This is a genomic window from Bordetella genomosp. 10 (genome assembly GCF_002261225.1).
Classification (GTDB): Bacteria; Pseudomonadota; Gammaproteobacteria; order Burkholderiales; family Burkholderiaceae_B; genus Bordetella_C.
This window is the reverse complement of the sequence record NZ_NEVM01000002.1, coordinates 562,582-579,360: the sequence shown is the minus strand read 5'-3', so window position 1 is coordinate 579,360 and position 16,779 is coordinate 562,582. Positions and strand designations below refer to the sequence as shown.

The window sequence follows — 16,779 nt, the reverse complement described above, 5'->3', positions numbered from 1 at the left end:
CGCAATCGCGCCGCGCAATCCCCGGCGCCTCATCCACGACAAGGAACCCCATGGAAAACGACAAGACCCTGGCGGAAAAGCAGGCCTACCTGGACAAGCTGGTGCGGGACCGCGGCTACGTGCTGGATTATCACAAGATCCTGGTCAAGCATGACTTCGAGGCCATGACCGCCATCAACCGTCTCCTGGAGACCGTCTACCTGAAGGATCGCCTGCTGGACCGGCGCACCAAGGAATTGCTGTCCATCTTCGGCCTGATCCTGGGACGCGCCGCGCGCGGCCAGATCCAGAGCCACATGCAAGTGGCGGTGGACCTGGGCGCGACGGCCGGCGAATTGCTGGAACTGGTGGAACTGGTGCTGCCCATGGCGGGCTTCGCCACCTTCCAGATCGGCTTCGCCGCCTGGTGCGACTTCTTCCAGGTGGACGGCCTCGAACCCACGGTGGCGCGTTTCGAGGGCGGCCGTCCGGCCTAGGACGCATCGACGCGAAAGGAATATCCGCATGCCCGCGCACCGGCCCCGCGCCGGGCCGGCCCAGGAAAAAGACACATAGGAAGACGACACATGGAATTCCCGGACTACGCCACCCTCGCCTGCGCCATGGCGCGGCCCCACGTCCTGCAGGCCACGCTGAACCGGCCCGAGGTCATGAACGCCTTGAACACGCAGATGGGCCATGACCTGCTGGACCTGTGGACGCGGCTGACCGAGGACCCGGGCGACGTGCGCTGCGTCGTGCTGACGGGCGCCGGCGAACGCGCGTTCTGCGCGGGCGGCGACCTGAAGGAGCGCAACGGCATGAGCGACGACCAATGGCGCCGCCAGCACGAGCTGTTCGAACGGGCCTACGCGCGCCTGATCGACCTGCCCGTGCCCGTGATCGCTGCGGTGAACGGCGCCGCCTACGCCGGCGGCTTCGAACTGGCGCTGGCCTGCGACTTCATCCATGCCGCCGAGACCGCCCGCTTCGCCCTGACCGAGGCCACGCTGGGCATCATGCCCGGTTGCGGCGGCACGCAGAACCTGCCGCGCGCCATCGGCGAGCGGCGCGCCCGGGAAATGATAATGACCGGCCGGCCCTGCACCGCGCGGCAGGCGTATGAATGGGGCGCGGTGAATTGCCTGGTCGAACCCGGCCGGCTGCTCGAGGAAGCGCTGGACACCGCCGCGACCATTGCGGGCAACGCGCCGCTGTCGGTGCGGCAGGTCAAGAAATCCATACGCTACGGCATGCAGATGGAGTTGCAGACGGCCTTGCGCTTCGAGGTCGAAGCCTACAACCACCTGATCCATACCGCCGATCGCGCCGAAGGCGTCCTCGCCTTCAACGAAAAGCGCAAGCCGCGGTTCCAGGGACATTGACATGCAAAATTTCGCCTCCCCTCCCCAGCGGGACGTCGCCCTGCGCGAAGTCGGCCTGCGCGACGGCCTGCAGATCCACCCGACCTTCATGCCCACCCAGGCCAAGCTGGCCTGGATACGCGCCGAAGCGGCCGCCGGCATGCCCGAGATCGAAGTCACCTCCTATGTGCCGCCCAAGCTGATCCCGCAGTTCGCCGACGCCGAGGAGGTAAGCCGGCTGGCGCTGCGGGTGCCCGGGCTGACCGTGGCCGCGCTGATTCCCAACGCGCGCGGCGCCCAGCGCGGCATCGAGCTGGGCGTGCACAAGCTGAACTTCGTCATGTCGGTCAGCCGCACCCACAACCTGAAGAACGTGCGCCGCGAGCGCGAGGATTCCGTGGCGGACTTCCGCGCCATCCGCGCGCTGTGCGACGCCCTGCCGCCCGAGCGCCGGCCGGTGCTGGGCGGCGGCCTGTCCACCGCGCTGGGCTGCTCCTACGAAGGCCGCATTCCCGCCGCCGACGTCGTGCGCTACGCCGCCCAACTGGCCGAAGCGGGCGCCGACGAGATCGTGGTGGCAGATACGGTGGGCTATTCCGGCCCCGCGCAGGTGCGCGAGGTCTTCCGCCTGGTCATGGCCGAAGTGGCGCCGCTGCCCGTGGCGGCGCACTTTCACGACACGCGCGGACTGGGCATCGCCAATGCGCTGGCGGCGCTGGACTGCGGCGTGCGGGCCTTCGACGCGTCCCTGGCCGGCATGGGCGGCTGTCCTTTCGCGCCCGGCGCCACCGGCAACATCGTCATGGACGACCTGTGCTTCCTGATGGCGTCCATGGGCCTGCGCACCGGCGTCGACCTGGAACGACTGCTGGCCGTGCGCGACATCGTGCGCGCGGCCTTGCCCGACATCGACATGTACGGCGGCGTGGCGCGCGCGGGCCTGCCGCGCCTGGATACGGGAGTCTTGCGATGAACGAGCAGATGGACGACGAGCTGGCCGTGGCCGTCACGCGCGACTGGCCGGAGATCCGCGACAACGTGCGCCGCATATGCGCCGGCTTCGGCGGTGAATACTGGCGCGGGCTGGAAGCCCAGGAAGCCTATCCCACTGAGTTCGTGCGCGCCCTGACCGAGGCCGGCTACCTGGGCGCATTGATACCCGAGGCCTATGGCGGCGTCGGCCTGCCGCTGCGGGCGGCTTCCGCCATCCTGGAGGAAATCCATGCCGCCGGCTGCAACGCGGGCGCCTGCCATGCGCAGATGTACATCATGGGCACGCTGCTGCGGCATGGCTCCGAAGCACAGAAGCAACGCTACCTGCCCGGCATCGCCGACGGCACCCTGCGGCTGCAGGCCTTCGGCGTGACCGAACCGACCTCGGGCACCGACACCACCCGCATCAAGACCCGCGCCGAACGCCAGGGCGACCACTACGTGGTGAACGGACAGAAGGTGTGGACCTCGCGCGCCCTGCACTCGGACCTGATGCTGCTGCTGGCCCGCACCACGCCGCTGGAACAGGTGCAGAAGAAGACCGACGGCATTTCCGTCTTCCTGGTGGACATGCGCGGCGCGCTGGGCCGCGGCCTGGAAATCCGGCCGCTGAAGGCCATGATCAACCACAACACCACCGAGGTGTTCTTCGACAACCTGCGCATCCCGGCGGAGAACCTCATCGGCGAGGAAGGCCGCGGCTTCCGCTACATCCTGGACGGCATGAACGCCGAGCGCACGCTGGTCGCCAGCGAATCCCTGGGCGACGCGCGCTGGTTCATCCGCAAGGCGAGTGAATACGCCTGCGAGCGCGTGGTCTTCGACCGGCCGATCGGCAAGAACCAGGGCATCCAGTTTCCCATCGCGCGCGCCTATGCCCGCACCGAGGCGGCCGACCTGATGATCCGCAAGGCGGCGGCGCTGTTCCAGGCCGGCCGCCCCTGCGGGGACGCCGCCAACATGGCCAAGCTGTTGGCCTCGGAAGCGGCCTGGGAGGCCGCCGAGGCCTGCCTGCAGACCTACGGCGGCTTCGGCTACGCGCGCGAGTACGACGTCGAGCGCAAATGGCGCGAGGCGCGCTTGACGCAGATCGCCCCGGTATCCACCAACATGATCCTGGCCTACCTGGGCGAACACGTCCTGGGCATGCCGCGTTCGTATTGACGCCGGACGCACGGCATCCCCTCCCCCTTCGGAGACCGGCAATGAAAAGAGGCTACGCCGATACACCCCACGGACAGATCCACTACGCGGTCGCGGGACAAGGCGCGCCGGTGGTGCTGATCGCCCCGTCCAAGCGCTCCTCGCGCGTGCATGCGGACCTGATACCGCTGCTGGCGCGGCGCTACCGCGTGCTGGCGCCGGACAACTACGGCTACGGCAATTCCGATCCCCTGCCGCCGGAGGCCACCATCGACATGCTGGCCGAGGGCGTCATGGCCAGCCTGGACGCCATCGGCGAGAAACGCGCGCACTTCTACGGCCTGCACACCGGCAACAAGATCGCCGCCGCCATCGCCGCGCGCTGGCCCGACCGCGTCGGCAAGCTGGTGCTGGCCGGACACAGCCACAGCCTCATTCCCGACCAGGCGCGCCGCAACGCGGTCATCGGCGACCTGGTCAAGGACTTCCTGAAAGCCGATACGGCCGGCGAAGGCCCGCTGCGCGAACTCAAGGCCTGGGCCGCGCTGTTCCGCCGCATCGACGCGGTGTGGTGGGACGACGCGCTGTTCGCCGGCGGCGACACGGCCGCGCGCATCGCCCTGGCCAAGCGCGTCGTCCTGGACTACCTGCAATCGGCCGACAGCACCGTCGGCCTGTACCAGGCGAATTTCAACTACGACCTGGGCGACGCCATGACGCGCATCAAGGCGCCCACCCTGATCCTGGAGATCGCCACGCCGGCCGAGGACCGCGACTACGGCCGCCAGGCCGAGCACGTGCAGCGGCTGATCCCGGGCGCCTACGTCGCCACCCTGCACGAGGCCGAGGGCCATACCCACACCCTGGAAGGCCGGGCCGCCGACGTGGCGCGCATCCTGGGCGAATTCTTCGCGTAGGCGCCGCGGCGCGCCGGCCGCTTCCGCCGCCGGGGCGATGCCGTCAGCCGCCGGGCTTGAGGAGACAACGATGAAAACCACGCTGAAAAATACCCTCGCCGCCATGGGCCATGCCGCCAGGCGGGCCATCCGGCCTCGGCCGGCCGTGCGCCGCGCGGCCTGCGCGGCCGGCTTGTGCGCCCGTTTGCGTGCCCGTTTGCGCGACGGTTTGCGTGCCCGTTTGCACGCCGGCGGCGCGGCCGCCTGTCTGGCCGCGCTCGCCCTGGTCCTAGCCGCGCCCGCGCGGGCCGAGTCCGCCCAGGACTATCCGTCCCGGCCGATCAGGATGATCGTCGCCTATGGCGCCGGCGGCGCCAACGACATCATCGCGCGCATCGTCGCCAAGGAACTGAACGAGGTGCTGAAGCAGTCCGTGGTGGTGATCAACGTCCCGGGCGCGGGCGGCACCATCGGCGCCGGCGAAGCAGCGCGGGCCGCCCCGGACGGCTATACCCTGCTGATGGCGGCCGGCGCCCATGCGCTGGCGCCCAGCCTGTACAAGAAGCTGACCTACGACATCGTCAAGGACTTCGCGCCGGTCGGGCTGGCGGGACGCGGCAGCTACGTGGTTTCCCTGAACAACGAAGTGCCGGCCAGGACGCCGGCCGAGCTGATCGCCTATGCGAAGAAACCGGGCGTCAACCTGCGCTTCGCCTCCTCCGGCGTGGGAGCGCCGCCGCACCTGGCGGGCGTGCTGTTCCAGGCGCGGACCGGCGCCACGCTGACCCACGTGCCCTACAAGTCCGAGCCGGAATCGCTGAACGACCTGCTGGCCGGCCGCGTGGAGATGGGCTTCATCACCGTATCCAACGCCCTGCCGCTGATCCGCGCGGGCCGCATGCATGGCGTGGCGGTCACCTCGGCCACCCGGTCGTCGGTGCTGCCGGACATGCCGACGCTGGCGGAATCCGGCCTGCCGGGCTTCGACATCAGCACCTGGTGGGGCATACTGGCGCCGGCCGGCACGCCACCGGCCATCGTCGACAAGCTGCATGCGGCGCTGGCCAAGGTCGTCGCCGAACCGCGCTACAAATCCCTGTTGGCGGCGCAAGGCATGGACGTCGCCAGCAGCCCCGACCCGCGCAGCTTCGCCGGTTTCATCAAGGCCGAGAAAGACCGCTATGCCGGCATCGCCAAGGCGGCGGGCATCCAGCCGGAGTGACGCGCGCCGGTCTCGACGGCACTGCCGCCTCTATCGCCCCTATCGCCCCCTATCGCGGGAGAGAAGCATGAATCTGCTCGTAGACGGCCATTCCATTGCCTATTCCGACGACGGGCAAGGCACGCCCCTGGTCCTGCTGCATGCCTTCGCGGCCGACCGCACGCTGTGGCAACCGCAGATACAGGCCTTGAGCCCGCGTTGGCGCGTCATCGCGGTGGACTTGCGCGGCTTCGGCGCGTCCGGCCGCACCAACGGCGCCGCCGTGGACGTCGACCGCTATGCCGACGACGTCGCCGCGCTGCTGCGGCAGGCCGGGATCGGCCAGGCGGTGGTCGGCGGCATATCGCTGGGCGGCTACGTGTCGCTGGCGCTGGCGCAGCGGCACCCCGGCTTGCTGCGCGGCCTGCTGCTGGCCAACACGCGCGCGGGCGCCGACAGCGACGCCGCCCGCGCCGCGCGCCGCGAGCTGGCCGAGGCGCTGCGCCGGCAAGGCAGCGCAGCGGCGGCCGCCTTCTACGGCGACAAGCTGTTCGGTCCCACCATGGCCGAGCCGGCCCGGCAGGCGATACGCGCGATGCTGCTGCGCCAACACCCGCAGGCCATGATTTCCGCGCTGCTGGGCATGGCCCAGCGTCCCGACCGCAGCGGCTTCCTGGGCCGCATCGACATCCCGACGCTGATCGTCAGCGGCACCGCCGACGTCCTGATCCCCTCCACGGAAAGCCAGTTCATGCACGAGCGCATACGCGGCAGCGTCTTCGTCGACATTCCCCAGGCCGGGCACCTGTCCAACTTCGACAAGCCCCAGGCCTTCAACGAAGCGGTGCAAGCATTCATGGAGAAACTGGCATGACGCGGGACAGCACGACCATCGCCCCTCTTTCGGCCCGTTCTTCGGCCCATTCTTCGGCCCACGGTTCAGCCCATCTTTCGGCCTTGTACACGGCCCTGCGCGGCCGCGATTTCCCGCCGGCCACCCGCGCCGCGGCGAAGTCCGCCATCCTGGACGGCGTGGGCTGCATCCTGGCGGGCGTGCCCACCGGCACGGCGGGCATCGTCCGCGCGACGCTCGCCGAATTCGGCGGCCGGCCGCAGGCCAGCATACTGGGCACGCGCGAGCGGGCCTCCATCGCCGGCGCCGCCATGGCCAACGGCGTGGCCGGCCACGTCATCGACTACGACGACACCAATGCATCCATGATTGGCCATCCCAGCACCGTGCTGGCGCCCGTCATCCTGGCGCTGGGCGAAGCGGGAGGCCGCACCGGCGACGACGTGGTGCGCGCCTATATCGTCGGCTTCGAAATCGAAACCCGCCTGGGACGCTGGATGAATCCCGGGCATTACGGCGCGGGCTGGCATGCCACGTCCAGCCTGGGCATATTCGGCGCCGCGGCGGCCGCCTGCCATCTGCTGGACCTGGATGCCGGGCAATTCGCCCATGCCGTGGGCATCGCCGCGTCGGCTTCCTCGGGCCTGCGGCGCAATTTCGGTTCCATGACCAAGTCCTTCCATGCCGGGCACGCGGCCGAACGCGGCATCTGGGCGGCCGTGCTCGCCGGCAAGGGCTTTACCGCCTCGCCCGATCCGTTCTCCGGCGACGAAGGCTTCCTGGCGATGTACCGCGCGTCGACGTCCGGACCGGCAGCGCCGGAGGCCGTGGACACGGTGAACGGGAAAGCGGCGCGGGGGGAAGCGGCCCAAGAAGCAACCAGCGGCGAAGCGGCCGCCCTGGACGCGGACGGCCCGCTCGAACTGGACACCGTCGGCATAGGCGTCAAGCCCTATCCCTGCTGCGGCGCGGGCCTGACCGTCATCGACGCCATGCTGGATCTTTGCGCATCGCACCGCCTTGCCGCGTCGCAGGTGGTTCGCATCGACTGCGCGGTCAGCGCGTTCGCGCGGCGCATCATGCCCTTCGATGGCGCGGATGACGAGTTGCAAGCCAAATACTGCCTACCGTACTGCCTGGCCGTCGCCCTGCTGGATGGACGCGCCGGCCTGCGCCAGTTCGACGCGCCGCGCGTGCGGGAGGGCGACGTCCAGCGCATGATGGAACGGGTCCGCCTGGCGTTCTCCGATACCCTGGCCACCGGCAACGGCCGCTTCGGCGTGGATTTGCGCGTCTCCCTGTCCGATGGCCGCGTGTTGCGGCAGGAAGTGGAAACGCCGCGCGGCCACCCTGCCCGGCCCTTGTCGGCGGAAGAATTGGCCCGCAAGTTCATCGAGTGCGCCGAGACCGTGCTGGACACGACGGCCGCGCGCCAGGCCTTGGCGCGCCTACAGACGCTGGACGATCTGCCGAACCTGTCGCCCCTGCTGGAGACCTTGCGGCCGGCGGACTGAGCAGGACAGGGAAATCGCCTGCGTCCTGTCCCCTGCCTTCCACCGGTGGCCGCCCTGTCCGCCGCTCAGGGCAGCAATACGCTGCGGCGCTCGAAGTTGGCCTCCTCGATGGCCAGCGGCTTGATCGCGCGCAGCAGCCAGCGCGTGTCTTCCTTGCGGCTGTGCAAAAAATACGGCAGCTTCGGGCACGCCGGCATCGGGTCCTCGCAGCGCAGTTCCACCAGTTGGCCGCGCGCCACCAGCGGCCGCACGAACCCCGCCGCCAGCAGGCACAGCCCCAGCCCGGCCACCGTCAATGCGGCCACCGCGCTCATGCTGCTGGTCGTGATGACGCGCTGGAATTTCAGCCCGTGCGTTAGCGCCCAATTGTCCAGCGCCATGGTCAAGCCGGACTCCTGCGACATGGCGATCACCGGATGCCGCTCCAGCATTTCGCGGGTCAGCACCGTATCGTCGCCCACCAGCTCGGGCGCCGCCGTCCAGATCAATTCGACCTCGCGCAGGGGCTCGGCGACGACGCTGGCGTTCTTCGACGGCGCCGGCATGATGGCGAAGTCCAGCTCCCCCTGCGCCACCTTGGCCATCAGGGTCTTCGCCAGCCCGACATAGGGCTCCAGCACGACGGCCGGATAGTCCCTGCGCACCCGCGCCACCAGCGCCGGCAGGCAGGTGTGGATGACGAACTCGCCGATGCCGAAGCGGCAGACCCCGCGCAAGGCCGTGGTCGTATGCATGCTGGCGCGGATATCGTCCTGCAACGCCAGCATCCGGGCGGCCAGGTCGAACAAACGCATGCCCGAATCGGTCACCTTCGCGCGCGGTCCGGAGCGGTCGAACAGCGATTCGCCCAGGTCGGATTCCAGTTCCGCGATGCGCTTGGACAGCGACGACTGCGTCGTATACAGCCGCTCCGCCGCCAGCCCGAAACTGCCCAGCTTGGCCGCCCAGAAAAAGGCCTCCAGTTGCTTTAGTGTCATCGACGTCCACCATCCATGCAGCAGAACCGTGATCCCGTGTCTCCCCGGGGTTCGCGCTATCGTAGCGGCGATCGCCGTTTCGGGCCATCGGGGCGGACGCTGCATGCGGGACCGCGCCGCGTCGCCGGCGCGTGGGCGAACGTGGCGCCGGTTCAGGCAGGGAGCGCGGCGAAGCCCGCCCAGAACAAATGGTTCCGGCTCGCGTCGAGGTCCAGCTTGTTGCGGAACTCCAGCCTGCCGTCCCCGCCTACCGCGAACACCGAAAGCCCCGCCGGCACCTCCGCCAGGCCCGCGGGCGTGCGGACCCAGCGCGGCGTCATGTTCGCGGCCACCAGCCAGCGGCCTTCGGGATGCACCTGGAAAGTCCGAGGGTGCATGCCGTGGGTATCGGCCGTCTGGATCAAGGTGGGCAGGCCGTTGCCGGGATCGATGGCATAGACCGAGATGGTGTTCTCGGCGCCGTTGAAGACCTGGCGGCCGTCTTCCTCGACCGTGCCGTCCGCACGGTTGGAGACGTACACCGTCCTGCCGTCGGGATGCACGTGTATCGCGCCGACCAGTTGTCGGGGCTTCTCGTGCCGGGGATCCCGCAGCGTCGTCCGCCGGCAGCGCAAGGCGTAATCGTCGCCCATGTCGAACAGCGCGATCTCGTTCTGCCGCTCGATGGACAGGTACATCCAGGGCATGGCGGGATGAAAATCCACGTGCCGCGGCCCGAAGCCATGGCCGCCGCCGGGCGCGAGCGTGCGCCAGTGCGTCAGCTTGCCGTCGGCATGCCGGAGGAGCATCACCGCGCCCGGGTCCTCCGCCTTCTGCCCCGAGGCGTCGTTGCCGCGCAGGGGCAGCACGGCCACGCTGTCATCCGGGGTCAGCAGCAACTGGTGCGCGGTCTTGGGCAGATCGGGCAGTTGCTGCGGCACGGGGGCGCCCAGGCGTCCGTTCGCATCGATCTCGAACACGTCCACGCGGCTGGGATGCGCGGACGTGACGAATGCGTAGCGCGAGCGCGAGTCCGTCGCGACGTGCACGGGCCGGACCGGCAGCGGGATCGGCTCGCCTTCCGGCGCAAGGGAGCCGTCATCGCCCATGCGCAAGGCGCAAAGGCAATGCCGGGTGCCCTCGAACTTCGGCCGGCCGTCGCTGCACGCCGCGTACAGGATGGGCAACGAGGCATGCCGCCACAGGTACTGCAGGCCTTCGGGCAATTCGAACGCCGCGCGCCGCGCCAGCGTTCCATCCCGCGTATCCAGGTCGAACTGCAGCAGCAGCCGGCCTATCGCCGCGTAAAGCGCATACCTGCTTGCCATGGTCGTCTCACTCCGCGCTGATATTGGCCTTCTTCACGATGGGCGGCCACTGTTTCAGTTCGCGGTCGATCAGCTCGTCGACCGCGCTGGCCGGCTTGGGCAGCGGACGCACGCCGCTGCTCTCCAGCCTCTCGACGATACGCTTGTCCTGGAGCGTCGTCATGAAGGCCTTCTGCAAGGTGGCGACCACGTTCCCGGGCGTGCCGGCGGGCGCGAGGATGGCCATCCAGAACGAACTCTCGAAGCCGGGGTAGCCCATCTCCGCCACCGTCGGCAGGTCCGGATACTGCGGGATGCGTTCGAGGCTGGTGACCGCGTAGACCTTCAGCTTGCCGGACTTGATGTGTTGCGCCGCGGTCGCGTACGCGTCCACCTTCACGTCGTACACCCCGCCCAGCAGGTCGGTCATGGCCGGCCCCGCCCCCTTGTACGGGACATGGACCAGGTTGATGCCCGCGCGGTCCTTCAGCAGCTCCATCGTCAGGTGCGGGAACGTGCCCACCCCCGCCGTGCCGTAGGTCAGGGGCGGCTTGGCCTTGCGCGCCGCCTCCAGGAATTCCTTGAAGTTGTTGGGCGGGAACTTGGCGTTGGCCACCAGCAGGCCCGGCGTATCCGCCACCATGGCCACCGACACGAAATCCTTCTTCGTGTCATAAGGCAGCTTGGCATAAATGGCGGGATTCGCGGTATGCGAATTGGTGGTCATGATGATGGTGTAGCCGTCCGGCGGCGCCTTGGCGACATACTCCGTCGCCACGATGCCGCCGGCGCCGGCGCGGTTGTCGATGATCACCGGCTGGCCGAGCACTGCCTGCAGGGTCGGGGCGATCTGGCGGGCCACCACGTCGGTGGTGCCGCCGGGCGCGAAAGGCACGACCAGGCGGATGGGCTTGTCGGGATAGGCCGCGTGGCAAAGGCTGGCCGCGCCGGCCAGGGCGGCCGCGGCCGCCCATTTCGGGGCTTGGTGGAAATGCATGGTGGATGTCTCCGTTTTATAAGCATCATTTCCGGGGATACGCGCGGGGCCGCCGGATGGCCGGCGTCCCGCGGGCCCTTCATTCATCCACGGTTTTCCGGGCCTGGGTACCGCAACTGATGATTCCTTTCTCCTCCAGCGCCGCCATCTCGGCGTCGGAATAGCCGAGCTCGTCCAATACGTCCCGCGTATCCAGGCCGACGCGATGCTTGCCTACCCAGCGCATGCGGCCGGGCGCGCGGCGGAAGCGCGGAATGACGTTCTGCACGCGCACCGAGCCCAGCGCCTCGTCCGGCATGCTGACGATGCTCTCGTTGTGCCGGACCTGCGGATCGCCGAACAACTGCTCGACGTCGTAGATGGGGCCGGCCACCACCTCGTACTTCTCGAACTGGCGTATGACTTCGTCGAAGGTGTGCTCCGACACCCACTTGGCGATGGCGCCGTCGCACTCCTCCAGGCGCTTCACGCGGTCGGGATTGGTCTGCAGCGCGGGGTCGTCGGCCATGTCGTCGCGGCCGATGGCGCGGAACATGCGGATGGCGATGGAATTGGCGGCGCTGGACACCGCCACCCATTTGCCGTCCTTGCTGCGATAGGAATTGCGCGGCACGCTCCAGGTCGAACGGTTGCCGCGGCGCCGCGCGACGTGTCCCAACTGGTCGTAGTCGATCACCATCGGGCCCATCAGCGCCAGCATGGGCTCGTACAGGTTCAGGTCGATTTCATCGCCCTTGCCGCCGTTGCGGTCGCGCGCCCACAGGGCGGCCATGACCGAGTAGGCGCCCATCATGGCGGCGACGCCGTCCGCGAAGGGAAACTGCGGCAGCGTCGGCGGCCGGTCGGCCTCCCCGGTCACCATGGCGAAGCCGCTGAAGGCCTCGGCCAGCGTGCCCATGCCCGGCTTGTGCCGGTAGGGACCGTCCTGGCCGTAGCCGCTGATGTGCAGCATGACCAGGCCCGGGTTCTCCCGCGACAGGCTTTCGTAGTCCAGGCCCCAACTGGCGAAGCGGCCGGGCCGGAAGTTCTCGATGATGACGTCGGCGGTCCTCGCCAGTTCGCGGACGATGGCGGCGCCCTCGGGCCTGCCGACGTCGGCGGCCATGACGCGCTTGTTGCGCGCGGCGACGCGCCACCACAACCCCTCGCCGTCCTTGAAACGGCCGATGTTGCGGGTCTGGTCCCCCTTGGGATGCTCCACCTTGATGACGTCCGCGCCCAGGTCGGCCAGGTTGGTGGCCACCAGCGGCCCCGCGAAGACCATGCCCACGTCCAGGACCCGCAGGCCCACCAGCGGACCCTGGGCTCGCGGCGCTTGTTCGTTCATATCCTTCATGGCGACCTCAGGCCAGCAGCGAGCGCGCGATCATCATGCGCTGGATTTCGTCGGTGCCGCCGCCGATGCGCGCATGGCGCACGTAGCGATAGAACAGCGACAGCGGCAGTTCCAGCGCCTCGCCCATGGCGCCGTGGATCTGGATGGCGTCGTCCAGGGCCCGCGCGCCCCATTCGGCGGCCGCCAGCTTCACCATCGCCGCCTCGGTGCGCACGTCCTCGCCCGCATCGGCGCGCGAGGCCACCTCGTAGATCAGGTTGCGCACGGCGCGGATGGCCACGTACATGTCCACGATCTTCCACTGGATCGCCTGCCGCTCCGCCAGCGGCTTGCCGAAGGTGACGCGCTGCTTGGCCCAGTCGATGGACATGTCCAGGCCGCGCTGCATCTTGCCCAGGCAGAAAGGGCCGCGCAGCAGGCGGTCCATGATGGTCAGCCAGCGCTGGCCCATGGCGAAGCCCTGCCCGACCTCGCCCAGCACCGCCGAATCGGGAACGCGGCAATCGTCGAAGTTGACGATGAACTGCGACGGCGTCGAATCCAGCCAGGTCGGCAGGCCCTCCTCCACCACCTTCATGCCGGGGTTGTCGCGATCCACCAGGAACATCGTGATGCCGCCGCGCTGGCGCTTGTCCGGGTCCGTCACCGCCTGCACCATGACGAAGTCGCAGGCCAGGGCATTGGAAATCCACATCTTGGTGCCGTTGATGGACCACTCGCCGTTCTTGCGCACCGCGGCGGTCTTCATCATGCCGCCGGGATCGCTGCCGGCGTTGGGCTCGGTCTGCGCGAAGGCGGCGATCTTGCTGCCGTCTATGCAAGGCCGCAGGTATCTGTCGATCTGCTCGCCCTTGCAGTGATAGAGGATGTTCGGCACTTCCGCGAAGGGGAACGGCACCGCGCAGTAGTAGAACTCCTCCATGATCACCGCCTTGGCCAGCAGCGGCAGGCCCGAGCCGCCATGATCTTCGGGGATGTTCAAGCCCCACAGGCCGGTGTCCTGCGACAGCTTGTACAGCCGCTGCACCACCTCCGGCGGGAAGATCGCCCGCAGGGCGTCGCGCGCGCGCAGGCTGTGCGACTTCGCCGGATGCGCCAGGTATTTCTGCTCCAGCGGCAGCATTTCATCGCGCACGATCTGGCGCGCCAGTTCCTGGAATTGCCGGATCTCGTCGGGCAGGCGGAATGCGTGCGCCGCCAGTTCTGTGGCTTCAGTCATGCCTTCTCCATGGGGGTGGCCGCGGCCGGCGTGCGGCCGCCTTGTTGGGTGGCGACGCGCAACCAGCCGGCGGGTTGGCGTGGCAGGGCCTCCAGGCTTGCGAACAGGGCTTCGGGATCCAGCGGCGAGGCGGCGAAGTCCAGGCAGGAGCGGAACTTGGCATACAGCTCCTCGCGCGACAGCGGCCGTTCGATATGTCCGCGCGCGCGGGCCACCTTCTCGCTTTCCAGCAACGCGCCGGATTTCAGGCGGACCTTGACCTGGTCATGCCTGGCGTACTGCGGCATGAGCGCGTCGTAATCGGTGGACAGGGTGACGTGCACGCGGGGGATGATGTCCTGCACGTCCTGGCGCCGGACCACGGGATCCACCAGCTCCGCCAGCGTGACGCGGCGCTCCAGCAAGGCGCAGGCCATGGCGAACTGGATGCTGAATTTTCCTTCCAGCCCGGTCGACGGGCGGTCGGCGTGCAGAATGGCTTTCTGCGTCTTGCCGATGATGACCTCGACCGCTTCCACCTGCGCGGGGTCGATGTCGTGGCGCTGCGCCAGTTCCAGCATGGCGTCGATGGCGCGGTGGGTGCAGTAGCAGGTCGGATACTTCTTGATGCTCACGCCCTCGGACTCGATGCGCCAGCGCTCGCCCAGCGTGCCGGCCGGCGTCCCGGCGTCGTAGTCGCCATGCTGCGACACCGCGTTCATGAAGCCGCGCGGGTGCTCGAAGGCCGTGGCCGACGCGGTCATGCCGTTCGCCGCCAGGCGGGCCGACAGCAGGCCGGCGCGGGCGGCATTGCCCGCGTGGAAAGGCTTCATCATGGAGCCGAAGTTGGCGACGATGCCGCTGGCCTGCGAGGCGGCGACGGCCATGGCCCGCGCGGCCTGTTCCGCGTCCAGCCCGCGCAGGCGGGACACGGCCACCGCCGCGGCGACGGCGCCGTACAGCCCGGTGGGATGCCAGCCGCGTTCGTGCAGGTGGCCGCGCTCGCGCAGCGCCAGCTCGGACCAGACCTCGAAGCCGGCGACGTAGGCGGCGATCATGTCGGCGCCGCTGGCGCCCAACGCCTCGCCCTCGGCCAGCAAGGCCGGCACCAGGATGGCGCTGCGGTGGCCGCCGGCGTCGTCATAGTCCAGCGCATGCGCGGCGCAGCCGTTGATCCAGGCGGCCACGGGCGCCGGCGCGCGGCGCTGCGAGAACAGCAGCGACGCCTCGGGCTTCCCGTCGCCGTCCAGCACCGTCGCGGCCACGATTTCGGTCACCGGCTCCGTGCCGCCCGCCAGCATCACCGCCACGCAATCGATGAAGCCCAGCGTGGCGACGCGCACGGCCGCCGCCGGCAACCGTCCGTACTCCAGCCGGGACGCGAACGCCCCGAGCTCCCTGGTCAGTCCCATATACCCTCCTTCCCGATCGATGCGGGGCGAGCCGATGCGTTCATCGCACGGCCCGCCCCCGGATTCACTGCCCGGCCTGCCTGTAGCGGTTCAGGCTGCCGCCCTGCTTTACCGCGCCCGGCAAGGGGTGGCCGACGATGCGTTCGGCCAGGTTGGCCGCGTCGATCAGGCGGTCCAGATCGACGCCTGTCGAGATACCCATTTCCTCGCACATGAACACCAGGTCCTCGGTGCACACATTGCCCGCCGCGCCCTTGTGCGCGGCGAACGGGCATCCGCCCAGGCCGGCCACCGAGGAATCGAAGGCATGCACGCCCATCTCCAGGCCGGCATAGGCGTTGGCGATGCCCATGCCGCGCGTGTCGTGCAGGTGCAGGGTCACCGCCAGGTCCGGGTAGCGTTCGCGCACCGCGCCCACCACGGCGCGGATACGGGCGGGCACCGCCCAGGCCATGGTGTCGGCCAGGACCAGGCGCTTCAGCGCGATGCCCGACTCTTGGGCGATAGACACGATGCGGGCCACGATGGCCAGCACGTCTCCTGTCGTGACCTCGCCCTTGAAGTTGCAGCCGAAGGCCGCCTGCACGGCGCCTTCGACGACGGGAATGCCGCGCGCCTGGTAGGTGGCGATCATGGCCCGCTGCATATCGGCCATCTGGTCCAGCGTAATGTTCTGGTTGCGCGCCAGGAAAGGCTCGGAAGCGCACAGCACGATGCGGCCCTCGACGTCGATCTTCTCGCTGGCCAGCGCCCGCTCCAGGCCCTTCTCGTTGAGCCACAGCCCGGAATAGCGCACGCCGGGCGCCTTGCGAAAGCGCCGCACCACTTCGTCGGCGTCGGCCATGCCGGGCACGCGCTTGGGATTGACGAAGGACACCGTCTGGATCTCCTTCAACCCGGTCTCCGACAATGCGTCGATCAGCTCGACCTTGGCCGCGGTCGGAATGGCGCCTTTCTCGAACTGAAAGCCTTCGCGCGGACCTTCCTCGTGGATGTGAACGGACTTCGGCCAATCAGCCATGATGCATGCCTCGAAAGATGAGCCGGCAGGCGGGCCGGCGTGTTTCGCCCCACCCGGCCGGTAGGCGAAGAAAAAGGGGCGCTCAGCCGGCGCGTCTTGCCCAGGGATCGCCGGCCGGCGGCACGAAGGGATAGGGCACGGCGCCGCGCCCGCGGTACGGCAGCGCGACCAGCCCCTCGCCGGGCGTCGATTCGTGGCCATCCTGGTTGCGGATGCCCAGGTCGAGCTCCACCAGTCCATAGTCGTCCATCGGAATCCTGCGCTTGACGCGCGCCCACACGTCCAGCGTCGTGCCCGCCACGTCCATGGCGCGGAACTGGAAACGCGCCTTCCAGGCCCAGCCCGCCAGGCCGGCGAAGTCCTTGAGGTGCTGGAGAATGAATTGCTGCTTGAACGAGCCGTTCACCAGCAAGCCGGGCAGCCTGTCGTGCCCGACGGCGAAGGGATGGTCGTAGTGAATCTTGTGCCAGTTCTCCATCGCGGCCGACCAGCGCATCAAATGCACCGTGGTCAGCGGCCCCTTGCGCAGGGGCGGCAGCTCGAAGCCCTCGGCGACGTCGTCGAAATAGACCTGGGCGGGTTTGCGGATGCCATCCATGTGTCGTCCTC

At 69.0% G+C, this 16,779-nt stretch carries 16 protein-coding genes; 8 read left to right on the top strand and 8 right to left on the bottom strand.

Annotated elements, in window-relative coordinates; all coding sequences use genetic code 11:
• Positions 1–50 precede the first annotated feature (50 nt).
• The 8 genes from CAL29_RS11985 (at position 51) to CAL29_RS11950 (ending at position 7,943) form a co-directional block, all read left to right on the top strand.
• Positions 51–476 (top strand): carboxymuconolactone decarboxylase family protein, encoded by a 426-nt coding sequence (locus CAL29_RS11985; protein ID WP_094853255.1) that lies wholly within the window; start codon positions 51–53, stop codon positions 474–476.
• 90 nt (positions 477–566) lie between these two features.
• Positions 567–1,364: an enoyl-CoA hydratase-related protein gene (locus tag CAL29_RS11980; protein WP_094853254.1), complete on the top strand. Its 798-nt coding sequence runs from the start codon at positions 567–569 to the stop codon at positions 1,362–1,364.
• 1 nt (position 1,365) lies between these two features.
• The gene (locus CAL29_RS11975; protein WP_094853253.1) at positions 1,366–2,316 is read left to right on the top strand and encodes a hydroxymethylglutaryl-CoA lyase; all 951 of its coding nucleotides are present in this window, start codon (positions 1,366–1,368) and stop codon (positions 2,314–2,316) included.
• Complete coding sequence (locus CAL29_RS11970) at positions 2,313–3,500, top strand: acyl-CoA dehydrogenase family protein (RefSeq protein ID WP_256977398.1); 1,188 nt, start codon at positions 2,313–2,315, stop codon at positions 3,498–3,500. Before CAL29_RS11975 ends, CAL29_RS11970 begins: the two co-directional genes overlap by 4 nt.
• 41 nt (positions 3,501–3,541) lie before the next feature.
• Positions 3,542–4,396, top strand: coding sequence for an alpha/beta fold hydrolase (locus CAL29_RS11965; protein ID WP_179283994.1), 855 nt, complete (start codon positions 3,542–3,544; stop codon positions 4,394–4,396).
• Between the two features lie 70 nt (positions 4,397–4,466).
• The gene (locus CAL29_RS11960; protein ID WP_179283993.1) at positions 4,467–5,597 is read left to right on the top strand and encodes a tripartite tricarboxylate transporter substrate binding protein; all 1,131 of its coding nucleotides are present in this window, start codon (positions 4,467–4,469) and stop codon (positions 5,595–5,597) included.
• Positions 5,598–5,664: 67 nt separating this feature from the next.
• Positions 5,665–6,450 carry an alpha/beta fold hydrolase gene (locus CAL29_RS11955; protein ID WP_179283992.1) on the top strand — a complete coding sequence of 262 codons (786 nt, stop codon included), beginning with the start codon at positions 5,665–5,667 and terminating at the stop codon, positions 6,448–6,450.
• Positions 6,447–7,943, top strand: coding sequence for an MmgE/PrpD family protein (locus CAL29_RS11950; RefSeq protein WP_094853249.1), 1,497 nt, complete (start codon positions 6,447–6,449; stop codon positions 7,941–7,943). The genes CAL29_RS11955 and CAL29_RS11950 overlap by 4 nt, the downstream gene beginning before the upstream one ends.
• Positions 7,944–8,008: 65 nt before the next feature.
• Here CAL29_RS11950 and CAL29_RS11945 read toward each other — a convergent pair whose 3' ends face one another.
• The 8 genes from CAL29_RS11945 to CAL29_RS11910 form a co-directional block, all read right to left on the bottom strand.
• Complete coding sequence (locus tag CAL29_RS11945) at positions 8,009–8,920, bottom strand: LysR family transcriptional regulator (RefSeq protein ID WP_179283991.1); 912 nt, start codon at positions 8,918–8,920, stop codon at positions 8,009–8,011.
• A 152-nt stretch (positions 8,921–9,072) separates the two neighbouring features.
• Positions 9,073–10,227 carry a lactonase family protein gene (locus tag CAL29_RS11940; protein ID WP_094853247.1) on the bottom strand — a complete coding sequence of 385 codons (1,155 nt, stop codon included), beginning with the start codon at positions 10,225–10,227 and terminating at the stop codon, positions 9,073–9,075.
• 7 nt (positions 10,228–10,234) lie between these two features.
• Positions 10,235–11,203 carry a Bug family tripartite tricarboxylate transporter substrate binding protein gene (locus CAL29_RS11935; protein ID WP_179283990.1) on the bottom strand — a complete coding sequence of 323 codons (969 nt, stop codon included), beginning with the start codon at positions 11,201–11,203 and terminating at the stop codon, positions 10,235–10,237.
• Positions 11,204–11,282: 79 nt separating this feature from the next.
• Positions 11,283–12,539 (bottom strand): CaiB/BaiF CoA transferase family protein, encoded by a 1,257-nt coding sequence (locus tag CAL29_RS11930; RefSeq protein ID WP_094853245.1) that lies wholly within the window; start codon positions 12,537–12,539, stop codon positions 11,283–11,285.
• Positions 12,540–12,546: 7 nt separating this feature from the next.
• On the bottom strand, positions 12,547–13,758 hold the full coding sequence (locus CAL29_RS11925) for an acyl-CoA dehydrogenase family protein (protein WP_094853244.1): 1,212 nt from the start codon (positions 13,756–13,758) through the stop codon (positions 12,547–12,549).
• Positions 13,755–15,149: an MmgE/PrpD family protein gene (locus tag CAL29_RS11920; RefSeq protein ID WP_094853243.1), complete on the bottom strand. Its 1,395-nt coding sequence runs from the start codon at positions 15,147–15,149 to the stop codon at positions 13,755–13,757. Before CAL29_RS11920 ends, CAL29_RS11925 begins: the two co-directional genes overlap by 4 nt.
• A 64-nt stretch (positions 15,150–15,213) precedes the next feature.
• On the bottom strand, positions 15,214–16,170 hold the full coding sequence (locus CAL29_RS11915; RefSeq protein ID WP_094853242.1) for a hydroxymethylglutaryl-CoA lyase: 957 nt from the start codon (positions 16,168–16,170) through the stop codon (positions 15,214–15,216).
• A gap of 82 nt (positions 16,171–16,252) precedes the next feature.
• On the bottom strand, positions 16,253–16,768 hold the full coding sequence (locus tag CAL29_RS11910; RefSeq protein ID WP_094853241.1) for a MaoC family dehydratase: 516 nt from the start codon (positions 16,766–16,768) through the stop codon (positions 16,253–16,255).
• Positions 16,769–16,779: the final 11 nt, after the last annotated feature.